The sequence below is a fragment of the Desulfovibrio sp. JC022 genome (assembly GCF_010470665.1).
Taxonomy (GTDB): domain Bacteria; phylum Desulfobacterota; class Desulfovibrionia; order Desulfovibrionales; family Desulfovibrionaceae; genus Maridesulfovibrio.
The window spans coordinates 98,941-110,970 of the sequence record NZ_VOPZ01000001.1 but is presented as its reverse complement, the minus strand read 5'-3'; the positions used below and the strand labels follow the sequence as shown (position 1 = coordinate 110,970).

Sequence of the window (12,030 nt, the reverse complement as noted above, 5' to 3'; positions counted from 1 at the left end):
TCTCCTCTGGACTCCTCTCCCCTTTCCCAAAACGCGTTAATAAGCTTCGCGTCTTAAGATGGCAGAATCGTGCGGGATAAAAGCCGCAGTCCGGTTAAATTTTTATTTCACCCAATTAATCTCCGGGCAATCGGCGAAATGGTTTTCACCGAGGAAGGAGCCGGGAGTTTTATTGAACAGACGCGGGTGATAGCTGGTCTTCTTCTGGGCTTCGGGTACAAATGCTGCAAATTCCTGCGCATCCTTGCCCCAGAGCAGCCATTTGGCGTTGGGATTTTTCTGCGCAATGTACTGAAGAAGTGCGGTGGTGTAACCCCGCCATATTTCAGTGTGACTACCGGAATTATCAATCTGACAGGTCAAAGCGGTGTTCAAGAAAAGCACACCCTCTTCTTCAAGATGGGTGAAAAGCTTTTTCGGAGGCAGCACCGGAAATTTACCGGACTCAATATCAGTCCTGATCTTGGCTATACCTTCAACATCATCAGCCTGAAGATAATTCTTATGCAGAAGCTTGAGGATGTTAATCAGCGAGGCATTACGCTTCAGCTCTGCCCAAGCCTTGATGTCACCAACTTCAAAGGCCCTGCCGGTGGCAACGCCCATCTGCGGGTAAGGGTCCTGACCGAGAATGACCACTTTCATATTTGAAAGATCAGTCTTGCAAAAACGCAGAACTTTATCAGCATTGGGCGTAAAATCCTTGCCGATGGATGAACTGATCCTGTCCAGCTCCATCATCCGGGGAAGGGTGAAAAATCCACGCCAGGAATCATCAACATCATAACTGGACAAACAAAAATTAACTCTCATATCTCTATTTCTCTCTTTATATTATACTATACGCCCCTCTAAAAACTTTCCAAACGAAGCGGCGAAGCCTTAATAAAAGTTTTTGAAGAGTCCAGAGAAACTTTTTTCAAAAAGTTTCTTTGGCCGCCGGAGGCGAAATCAAATATCAAAAAGCGCGATAGCGCATCAACTAATTCTTAAAAATATCCCATAGAAGTAAGCTGTTCCAGATTACGCTCTTTTTCTGCACTGCGCCCTGCACGCTCACCATCCCCGCCTTTGGTTGTACAGGGCTGACAACCTAGTGAGCGATAACCCTGATCATAAAGCTCGCAATGCGGAATCTGGTGCATGGTGATAAACGACCAGATATCCATCTCAGTCCATTCGAGGATGGGATTAAGCAAGGTGTGGTCGGGTTCATCACGCACTTCCATATACTTGCGCCCTGCCCTGCTTGGATGCTCGTCACGACGAATCCCGGTAATGAGCAGGTCAATTTCAAATTCTTCTATGGCTTTCTGTAAAGGCTTGATTTTGAGATCGGCGCAACATTTCACCGGGTCCTCGGCAACGGGATAAGTGGTGAGATCAACATCAGGCCTGATAACCTTTACGTCAACTCCCCACTGCAAGGCAATACGGTCCCGGAAGGACATTACTTCGGGAAACTTGATCCCGGTATCAATAGACAATGCCTGCGGAACCAGCACCAGCGAGGCTTCCTTGCCCTTGCTTTTTAGCACCTCCCGCCAGAGGGCCAGCACCACTGTGGAATCCTTGCCCCCGGTCCAAGCCACGGCAATACGCTGCGGCGGATACATTTCCAGCATACCGGACATGAGGCCGGCACTATGTGCCACTTTGGCGTCGAGAGGTGAGGATGCGTTTATTTCAGTCAAAATCAGACTCCTTAACGAAAGTGGTTCCCTTGTTGCCTGAAACAGCTCTTTTTGCAAGCGGCTCAAACCTTATTGCAAACTTAATAATTCTTAATTAAATCTTTATAAACACTGGCCGAAACATTGCTTTGCTTAAGACAGTTTTAAATTTCTTAAACATAAGGAGTGTTTTTATGGTCACGATTGATTCATTGGGAAATTCATCCGCAACGGGCGTATTTCAGCTGAACAAAAATGAACAGGAAGAGCAGAGAAAAGCCATTGATGAACGGCTAAGGGACGGGGATACCGTTAAAATTTCCGCTGAGGCCATGGAACTTTTCAAATCCAAAATGGAAGAATACGGGGCCAGTAATCCCGGTGATCTGACTAAAGATCAGAAGGAAGACTTGAAAGACACCATGGAAAGTTTTGCCGAGGAAAACGGCATTGACCCGGAAAATATGCCCCGTCCGGGCAGGCGTCCCGGAGAAATGCCGCCTGAAGGTGAAGGCGGGAATCCCGGCGGTAAAGGCGACAGGGGCATGGGCGGAGGCAAACAGGCTGCCGCAAGTGGCGCGGCGGGCGGAACATCCTCCAGCTCAAGCACGGATGTAGAAGATAAGGAAGACGAAATCGAAGAACTGGAAAGCGAAATCCAGCAGCTTCGCAGTGAAGCCACCAACGATGAAAAAGCCGCAGAAAAACTGAAGACAAAGGAAGTTGAACTTGCCGCACTTCAAGCTGAACTCGCATTACTTGAAAGCCAATCCGCGTAATTCTTTGTATACGCAGGAATACGAAAGCCCCCGCATCCGATGGATGCAGGGGGCCTCGTTTTATACAGACACTTCTGCTGTGGCTTGATTAATCTTCTGAGTAATCAAGCTCAGCAAGCTGTTTGAGCATTTTGAATCTCTGCTTGCAGTCTTTTTCAAGACCAGCACGCATGGTTTTGGATGCTTCAGGCATCATACGCTCGAGCATTGCGTAACGGTTTTCGCCGGAAAGGAATTCCTGCAAGGTTCCGTCAGGCTCTTTGTATTCAACAACCAGCGGATTCTCGCCGTTTTCTTCGCGACGGGGGTCGAAGCGGTAAAGCGGCCAGTAACCGGACTCAACCGCGAGTTTACCTTCAAGCTGAGTTTTACCCATACCCTTGCGGATACCTTGGTTGATACAAGGAGCGTAAGCGATGATCAGGGAAGGTCCGGGATAGGATTCAGCTTCGAGGAAGGCCTTCATAACCTGATTCTTGTTGGCACCCATGGAGATGGAAGCAACGTAAACGTAGCCGTAGCTCATCATCATGCGACCGAGGTCTTTCTTGGCTGTGTGCTTACCGGCAGCTGCGAACTTGGCAATAGAGCCGAGCGGGGTTGCCTTGGAAGCCTGACCACCAGTGTTGGAGTACACTTCGGTATCCATTACGAGGATGTTGATGTCCTTGCCGGAAGCGAGAACGTGGTCAACACCGCCGAAGCCGATATCGTAAGCCCAACCGTCACCACCGAAGCACCATACGGACTTCTTGGTGAAGATATCTTCCTGCTCTTCGATTTCGAGCAGCAGTTCGTAACTGTCAGCTTCCACAGCAAGGAGTTCACGGAGCTGATCGCCGTATTCGAGGGACTTTGCAGCGTCGTCCTTGTTTTCGATCCAGCCTTTGAGGGCCGCCTTCAGATCATCGGTAATGTCCAGCTCAAGTGCCTTTTCCATCTGCATTTTCAGACGGTCGCGACGGTTGGAGATAGCCATTTCCATACCGAAGCCGTATTCAGCGGCATCTTCGAACAGGGAGTTACCCCAAGCGGGACCGTGACCTTCGAGATTCTCGCAGTAAGGAGTGGAAGGAGCGGATGCACCCCAGATGGAGGAACAACCGGTTGCGTTAGCAATGATCATGCGTTCGCCGAAGAGCTGGGTAAGAACCTTGACGTAAGGTGTTTCACCGCAACCGGAACATGCGCCGGAGAATTCCATCAGAGACTGCTGGAACTGGCTGCCCTTAACGCTGGTGCGAGGCAGGATACGATCCTTGAAGGATACGATTTCAGAGAAGTCGTAGTTGGCAACTTCTTTCTCGGTCTGGGTAGCCAGAGGCTTCATAACCAGAGCTTTTTCCTTGGCCGGGCAGATGTCGGCGCAGTTGCCGCAGCCCTGACAGTCAAGGGTGTTAACCTGCATGCGATACTTGAGTCCTTCCAGACCCTTGCCTTTCGCATCCATGGCTTCAAAGCTCTCGGGAGCAATTTTCATTTCTTCTTCATCTACGAGGACAGGGCGCAGGGCACTGTGCGGGCAGACAAAGGAGCACTGGTTGCACTGAATGCAATTATCCATGATCCATTCGGGGACCTGAATTGCTACACCGCGTTTTTCAAAGCGGGAAGTACCCATGGGGAAACGTCCGTCAGGTGAAAATGCGCTGACCGGAAGTTCGTCACCCTTCTGAGCAAGAATAGGCTTAACAACGTCAGTGATGAATTCAGGTTCGAAGGATTCGACTGCTTCTTCATCTTCTGCGGTTGCCCAGCTTTCGGGATATTTAATTTCAATCAGATTTGCTTCGGCCTGATCAACAGCAGCGTTGTTCATGTTGACGATTTTCTCGCCTTTCTTGCCGTACGCGGTCTGAATGGATTCTTTGAGGTATTTGACTGCATCTTCAAAGGGAATGACGTTTGCCAGTTTGAAGAACGCGGTCTGCATGACCATGTTGATGCGTCCGCCCAGTCCAACTTCACCGGCGATCTTAACACCGTCGATGACGTAGAATTTGAGATTGTTCTGAGCAATCTTGCGACGCAGTTTTGCGGGCAGTTCTGCTTCCAGCTCTTCAAGATCCATGCTGGTGTTGAGCAGGAAGGTTCCGCCTTCACGGATGCCGTCCAGCAGATCGTAAAGTTTTACGTAGCTGGGATTATGACAGGCGATGAAGTCTGCAATTTCAACAAGGTAAGTGGACTTGATGGGGCTTTTACCGAAACGCAGGTGGGATACGGTAATACCGCCGGATTTCTTGGAGTCGTAGGCAAAGTAGCCCTGTGCGTACATGTCGGTTTTATCACCGATGATTTTAATGGCCTGCTTGTTAGCACCAACAGTACCGTCGGAACCGAGTCCCCAGAACTTGCACTGAACAGTACCTTCGGGGGTAGTATCGATGCTTTCGCCCACTTCGAGAGAAAGGCGGGTCACATCATCATTAATACCGATGGTGAAGTGATGTCTGGGAGCCAAAGACTTCATGTTGTCGTAGATGGCCTTGATCATGGCAGGAGTAAATTCCTTGGAACCGAGGCCGTAACGTCCGGCATAAACGGGCAGGTCAATGCTCATTTCCTTCAGTGCGGTGCAAACATCAAGGTACAAGGGATCGCCGATGGCTCCGCCTTCTTTGGTGCGGTCCAGAACGGTGATCTGCTGACAAGTCGCGGGGATGGCGCGGCCGAGATGCTCGATGGAGAAGGGACGGAACAAACGAATTTTTACCAGACCGACTTTCTCGCCCTTGGCAACGAGATGTTCAATTGTTTCTTCAATGGCTTCACAACCGGAACCCATTGCAACAATAACATCTTCAGCTTCAGGGTGACCCACGTAGTCGAAAAGTTTGTATTCGCGACCGGTGATTTCCTTAACTTTAGCCATTGCATCTTCAACATAACCGGGAACAGCATCACGGTAGGGGTTAATTGCTTCAGTGGCCTGAAAGTAGATATCCGGGTTCTGTGCGGTACCACGGGTGTGCGGATGCTCAGGGTTCAGAGCGCGGTCGCGGAAGTCACGGACTTTATCCCAGTTGAGGGCGGCAGCCATATCTTCGTAGTCGATCAATTCGACTTTCTGCACTTCGTGGGAAGTTCTGAAGCCGTCGAAAAAGTGTACAAAAGGAATGCTGGATTCAACGGTTGCGAGATGTGAAACCAACGCGAGGTCGAGAGATTCCTGGACAGAGTTGGATGCCAGCATGGCGAATCCGGTCTGACGACAGGCCATTACGTCCTGATGGTCACCGAAAATGGACAGAGCCTGTCCGGCAAGGGCACGGGCGGATACATGGAAAACTGTGGGCAGAAGTTCACCCGCAATCTTGTACATGTTGGGGATCATCAGCAACAGACCCTGAGATGCGGTAAAGGTACAGGAAAGGTTACCTGCTGCCAGCGCACCGTGCAAAGAGCCTGCGGCACCTGCTTCAGACTGAAGCTCGCGGACTTCCATGGTTGTGTCAAAAATATTCTTAACACCCTGAACAGCCCACTCGTCAGCCAGTTCGGCCATGGGGGATGAAGGGGTAATAGGATAGATGGCTGCGGTTTCACACATAGCGTAGGCTACGTAGGAAGCGGCTTGGTTGCCATCCATAGTTTTCATTTTTTTCGCCATTATAATTCTCCGTGTCTTTATGGTTGGGAAGGCGTGCGCCGAAAAGTGTAACACACGACCCTACGCGTTGCCTACCCGTATTTCACAGCTTCCGGGCTGAACTTTGCAAAAAAGTTGGTCAGCCGTTCAAAATGCCTGAAACCCCTGCACTTCCGGGAGCTATATCCAATCCTGAAAGCAGATATCACCCTTGGAAGTGTATTCAATCACACAAAAAATATTTTAAAAAATCACTCTCCCCCGGCTTCCTTTTTCGCCAGTTCTTTTTCGGCTATGGCCTGAATAGCGGTAATAGCTACGGTGTTGACCACATCACGCACCGTGCATCCACGGCTCAGGTCGTTGACCGGTTTTTTCAAACCCTGCAAAACCGGGCCGATGGCAACGGATTCCGGCTGTGACCGCTGCACGGCCTTATAAGTATTATTTCCGGTATTAAGGTCAGGAAAAATAAGTACGGTAGCACGCCCGGCAACATCGCTGTCCGGCATAAGTTCGGCTCCTACTTTCGGGTCCACGGCAGCATCAAATTGCAACGGCCCTTCCACTGCGATTTCCGGAGCCAATTTACGGACCAGATCCGTGGCCTCCTTGACCTTGTCCACGGAAAGACCTTTGCCGGATTCCCCGGTGGAATAGGAAAGCATGGCTACCCTCGGTTCAATGCCGAAAATTGCAGCGGTATGAGCGGAACTGATGGCGATTTCGGCCAGTTCCTGAGCGTTGGGATTGGGATTCACCGCACAGTCGCCGTAAGCCATGACCCGGTCATTCTGGCACATAAGGAACACGCTGGAGACAATGGAAAATCCGGGTTTGGTCTTAACGAACTCAAAAGCCGGACGAATGGTCTGGGCTGTGGTGGTGATGGAACCGGAAACCATGCCGTCGGCAACTCCGGTATAAACCATCATGGTCCCGAAATAAGTGGGATCACTCATGCGGTCACAGGCATCGTCTCTTACAATACACTTATGCTTGCGCAGTTCTAAATATTCATCCACAAAACGGTCAAAATATTCGGACTTTACCGGGTCTATAATCTCAATCCCGTTCAGACTGACATCAATTGCCGAGGCAACCTGACGAATCTCATCCTCATTTCCAAGCAGGGTCATGCGTACCACTCCGCGACGACGAAGAATGTCAGCCGCACGTAAAATGCGTTCTTCCTTACCTTCCGGCAGGACAATATGCTGTTCATCTTCGCGAGCTTTGTGCAACAGGGTGTGCTCAAACATATAAGGAGTTATCCGTGTGGAACGGCTGGAGACAAATTTCTGCTGCAATTCATGGGAATCAACACAGGTTTCAAAAAGCCCCATAGCCGAAAGCACCTTAACCTGATTTTCCGGGTCAATCTTGCCGTGCAGTCCGCGCAGGATCTGGGCTGTCTTGTGAGTATGTCCCGGTGCGACAAGAATCGGCAAAGGCACTCCCTTCCACCCTTCGATTAAATGATGGATAGTCATGGCCGGACGGATTCCACCGGTAAGCAGGATGCCCGCTACATTGGGATAAGCATCGGAAAGACGTGACGACAGACTTGCGAGAATGATATCGGAACGGTCACCGGGGGTAATGATCAGGCTGCCGTCATTGACGTATTTCAAAAAATTTTCAATCTGCATGGCTGCGACCACATAGTTGTCAATGGGAGTGTCGAGCCTGTCCTTGCCATAAAGAACATTACAGCCCAGCCATTTAACAACATCATTCATGGTCGGATTGCCCAGCCGTTTGTCATTGGGAAGCACGTAGACCAGCGGGTTGCTTTCACTCTTGAGACAACCCCGCAACCGCTCTCCGAGATCCGGGGAAAATTCCTTGGCCGCCCGGTTGACCATGACCGAAATAACATCCAGCCCTTTTTCCTCAAACATGGCTACGGTGCGGTTGGCAAGATCGCAGATTTCATCTTCATAACTGTCCATGGCATTGAGAACAGCCAGAACAGGGCAACCCAGATTGCTCGCCACATCAAGGTTTATCTCAAATTCAACAGCAGCCTCGCCGCCGAGATAATCAGTTCCCTCGCAAAGTACGAAGTCATAATTTTCCTCCAGCTCTTTAAAACGGTCGAGGATATTCTCCATAAGCAGGGCGTGTTTACCGTCATTGAGCAGACGGGTGGCTTCGCTCTGAGTGTAGGCGTAAGTGGTATCGTAATCCTGCGGAAGCTTGAAATGACGCAGGATAAGATCAATATCGTGATCCCGGTCATGAAAATTATCGTGAATGATTGGCCTGAAAATCGCCACCTTGCGCAGGTGGGTCAAAAGCAGCTGCATAACTCCGAGGACGATTGCTGATTTCCCGCTCCGGGCCTCTGTAGCCGCAATGTATAAGCTCTTTGACATTCTTTCTCCTGATTCAGTTACTGCATGGGAATCCACTAATACCAAATCTTTTATTTTTAATCACGCCCATGAGGTAACGGAAAAAGATACGCTTTTTAACCAGACGGTAAAGAAGGTACCAGATGCAAGAAGCAAGAAAAAGATTGGAACGAAGCGTATATCTGCATACGTGAGTTTCAATCTTTTTCGCAGCGCCGCCGCAGATGGTGCCTTATCTGCCGTCTGGTTCGGAGACACCCGGCAGCGGCCACAGGAGGTGCTGATGAGGTCCGCCATGCTGCCTTGAATAAATGCTGCAACCCTTTGTAGCGATAAAAAGGCAAACAGGTAGTGACCCTGCCGGGGAATGTTTGCGGAACATTCGGTGTCTCCAGGTCCGAATTTCGGACGCAGATACGGAACCCGCAACCTTGCGGTTGCAGAAAAAATTCTCAAAAAACGAATTATATCAAATAGCTTTACTGAATTTGTTTCCGGGCGGAACAAACCGCCCGGAAACGTAGGGGGTGTTACTTAGGCATAACAGCCCAGTCTGGGAGGACATTTAAATCGATACCCCAAAGTACCGGAAGCAGATAGACCACGGAAATAGTGATCAAGACCGCGCCGATCATATTGAGCCAGAAACCTGCCGAGGCCATCTGTTTGATGGACACACAGCCGGACCCGAACACAACGGCGTTAGGCGGGGTTGCTACCGGGAGCATGAAAGCAAACGATGCTGCTACGCAGGCACCGACGATGGTTGCAAAGGGGTGCACGCCCATAGCGATTGCAGCACTGCCCATGATTGGGACAAGCAGGGTCGCGGTGGCGGTGTTGGAGGTGATTTCAGTCAGGAAGATGGTGATAACGACCACGATAGCGACGAAGGCAAGAATGGTCAGACCGTCGAGCATGGTCAGTCTGGAGGCGATAAAGGTCGCCAGTCCGGTCTTGGAAAAACCGTTTGCAATAGCAAGACCACCACCGAAGAGCAGGATTACGTCCCAGGGGATCTTAACAGCGGTTTTCCAATCAAGCAGGAATTCACCTTTCTTGAAATTGGTAGGAATGGCAAAGAGCAGCAAAGAACCGAGAATACCGATAGTTGCATCATGCACAAAACCGAAGTTGGGCCAGAGGTCAGCCATGAAGGCAGCTTTCTTGAGGAATCCGCGGGATAACCAGAAAGCGGCTACAAAACAACCGACGATAACAATGTACTTTTCTTCTTTGGACATGGGTCCAAGAGCTGCAATTTCTTTATCGATAATGGCTTCACCACCGGCCAGTTCCAGACCTTTAGCCGGGAACAGGACCTTGGTCAGAATCCACCATGAAACACCGATCATGATTGTTGCCAGAGGCACACCGTAGAGCATCCACTGCCCGAAACCGATCTGCACGCCGTACATTTTGTCGACCATGCCGACCATAACGGTGTTGGGGGGAGTACCGATAATGGTACCCACGCCACCCATGGAAGCGGCATAAGCAATACCGAGCATGAGACATTTACCGAAGTTGGATTCAGGGCCGGAGGTGGCACAAGCTCTGAGTGTTTTGGAATCAAAACCGGTAGCCTGCTGAATAACTGCGAGACCGATAGGAACCATCATCATGGTTGTGGCGGTATTGGAAACCCACATGGAAAGGAAACCGGTAGCAATCATGAACCCAAGGATCATACGGTTCGGGCTGGTACCGACGGTTTTAATTGTATGCAGGGCGATACGCCTGTGGAGATTCCATCTTTCCATGGTCACAGCCAGAAAAAAGCCACCCATGAACAGATAAATAAGATGGTTTGCATAAGGAGCACAGGCCGCTTTGGATTTCATTACACCCAGAAGTGGAAAGAGCGCGATAGGCATTAGAGATGTTGCAGGAATTGGAATTGCTTCAGTAATCCACCAGATTGCCATCAGGGCTGTTACTGCCGCGACTTTCCACGCGTTGGGTTCCATTCCGGATGGAGCCGGCATAAAAATCATGAGCAGGAATACTATCGGTCCCAGAAAAAAACCGATTCTACGTCCGTTACCACTATCTTGTTGATCGCTCATAGTCCCTCACTTGAGCTTATGGCCACCCTTACGGAAGAAATGTCCCCTTCTGCCCCGGCAGTGACATGATTTGTATCACTTTACGGGTTGTCAGCGCATTAGGTAAACAACTGCCTGATCCGTCAGGACCGCCGATACATTACATACAGGACCTCATAACCGTTTTTGTACCCTCCCGATCCCCCACAGGACCGGGAGGGTTAGTTTTCATTATTCAAACAAGACTAGAAATCGAGATTGTAGGAACTGATGAAATCACCCACACGTTCTCTGGAAGCAGCCAGACGTGCGCGCAGTTCTTTCTTGTACTCTTCAATATCGATCTTCTTGCGGGCTACACCGGTATCCATAGCGGCCTGTGCAACTGCTGCTGATTCGAATTCGATCAGACGCAGGTCAAGCGGTTTAGGGATGATGTAGTCAATGCCGAATTCGAGTTTATCCACACCGTAAGCTTCGCAGACATAATCTGGAGCCGGCTCTTTTGCCAGAGCTGCCAAAGATTTCGCTGCTGCAATCTTCATTTCTTCGTTGATGGAAGTAGCATTTACGTCCAGCGCACCGCGGAAGATAAAGGGGAAACCCAGAACATTGTTGATCTGGTTGGGGAAGTCGGAACGTCCGGTACCCATGATGGCATCAGGACGTGCTTCCTTGGCATCGGTGTAAGGAATTTCAGGATCAGGGTTAGCCATAGCAAAAATGATGGGGGAGTCAGCCATAGACTTAACCATATCTTTGGTAACCATGCCCTTTACGGACAGGCCGAGGAATACGTCGGCACCGTTCATGGCATCGGCGAGATCCTTGTACTCTTTGTCGGTAGCAAAGGATTTCTTCTGCTCGTTGAGACCTTCACGGCTGTTATTGATATGACCGCGGGAATCGAACATGGCGATGTTCTCAGACTTGATACCCAAAGACTTGTAGAAGGTGGTGCAAGCAACAGCGGAAGCACCTGCGCCGGAAACAACCAGACGCATATCTTCAATTTTCTTACCGGTAATTTCAGCAGCGTTGATCAGCCCTGCGCCGGAGATGATGGCGGTACCGTGCTGGTCATCATGGAAAACCGGGATATCCATTTCTTTTTTGAGTTTCTCTTCAATGTAGAAGCATTCAGGAGCCTTGATATCTTCGAGGTTGATACCACCGAAGGTGGGTTCCATGGCTTTCACGATCTTGCAGAGTTCATCAGGGTCGGTGACATCAAGGTTGATGTCAAAAACATCAATGTCGGCGAAGACTTTAAAAAGAACGCCTTTACCTTCCATAACCGGCTTACCTGCTTCAGGACCGATATTACCGAGACCGAGAACTGCGGTACCGTTGGAAACAACAGCAACGAGGTTTCCGCGAGCAGTGTAGAGATAGGATTTTTCTTTATCTTCAGCAATTTCCTTGCAGGATTCAGCAACACCGGGGCTGTAAGCCATGGAAAGATGTTTCTGGGTATCACAAGGTTTTACGGGAACGACTTCAACTTTACCCTTTCTACCTTTGGAATGGTAATCAAGAGCTTCCTGTTTAGTGAAAAGAGCCATAAATATTCTCCTT

At 49.8% G+C, this 12,030-nt stretch carries 8 protein-coding genes; 2 read left to right on the top strand and 6 right to left on the bottom strand.

All coding sequences use genetic code 11. The annotated features are described in order from the left end of the window. Window positions 1-102: 102 nt before the first annotated feature. Together FMS18_RS00465 and FMS18_RS00460 are read right to left on the bottom strand one after the other, a co-directional pair. The gene (locus FMS18_RS00465) at window positions 103-813 is read right to left on the bottom strand and encodes a uracil-DNA glycosylase (RefSeq protein WP_163291777.1); all 711 of its coding nucleotides are present in this window, start codon (window positions 811-813) and stop codon (window positions 103-105) included. Window positions 814-989: 176 nt separating this feature from the next. Continuing rightward, complete coding sequence (locus FMS18_RS00460; RefSeq protein WP_163291776.1) at window positions 990-1,694, bottom strand: phosphoadenosine phosphosulfate reductase family protein; 705 nt, start codon at window positions 1,692-1,694, stop codon at window positions 990-992. A 173-nt stretch (window positions 1,695-1,867) separates the two neighbouring features. Here FMS18_RS00460 and FMS18_RS00455 point away from each other — a divergent pair, with 173 nt between their 5' ends. Then, window positions 1,868-2,452 (top strand): hypothetical protein, encoded by a 585-nt coding sequence (locus FMS18_RS00455; RefSeq protein ID WP_163291775.1) that lies wholly within the window; start codon window positions 1,868-1,870, stop codon window positions 2,450-2,452. An 88-nt stretch (window positions 2,453-2,540) separates the two neighbouring features. Here FMS18_RS00455 and nifJ read toward each other — a convergent pair whose 3' ends face one another. Beyond that, complete coding sequence (gene nifJ / locus FMS18_RS00450) at window positions 2,541-6,065, bottom strand: pyruvate:ferredoxin (flavodoxin) oxidoreductase (protein ID WP_163291774.1); 3,525 nt, start codon at window positions 6,063-6,065, stop codon at window positions 2,541-2,543. A 230-nt stretch (window positions 6,066-6,295) separates the two neighbouring features. Next, window positions 6,296-8,425, bottom strand: coding sequence for a phosphate acetyltransferase (gene pta / locus FMS18_RS00445; protein WP_163291773.1), 2,130 nt, complete (start codon window positions 8,423-8,425; stop codon window positions 6,296-6,298). Between pta and FMS18_RS00440 the strand changes: the two genes are divergently transcribed. Beyond that, window positions 8,406-8,711, top strand: a complete 306-nt coding sequence (locus FMS18_RS00440; RefSeq protein WP_163291772.1) for a hypothetical protein — start codon at window positions 8,406-8,408, stop codon at window positions 8,709-8,711. The two genes, pta and FMS18_RS00440, sit on opposite strands and share 20 nt — an antisense overlap. A gap of 223 nt (window positions 8,712-8,934) precedes the next feature. On the opposite strand, the gene FMS18_RS00435 is transcribed toward FMS18_RS00440, so the two are convergent. Together FMS18_RS00435 and FMS18_RS00430 are read right to left on the bottom strand one after the other, a co-directional pair. Then, on the bottom strand, window positions 8,935-10,473 hold the full coding sequence (locus tag FMS18_RS00435; RefSeq protein WP_163291771.1) for a DASS family sodium-coupled anion symporter: 1,539 nt from the start codon (window positions 10,471-10,473) through the stop codon (window positions 8,935-8,937). Window positions 10,474-10,697: 224 nt separating this feature from the next. Beyond that, on the bottom strand, window positions 10,698-12,017 hold the full coding sequence (locus FMS18_RS00430; RefSeq protein WP_163291770.1) for a malic enzyme-like NAD(P)-binding protein: 1,320 nt from the start codon (window positions 12,015-12,017) through the stop codon (window positions 10,698-10,700). Window positions 12,018-12,030: the final 13 nt, after the last annotated feature.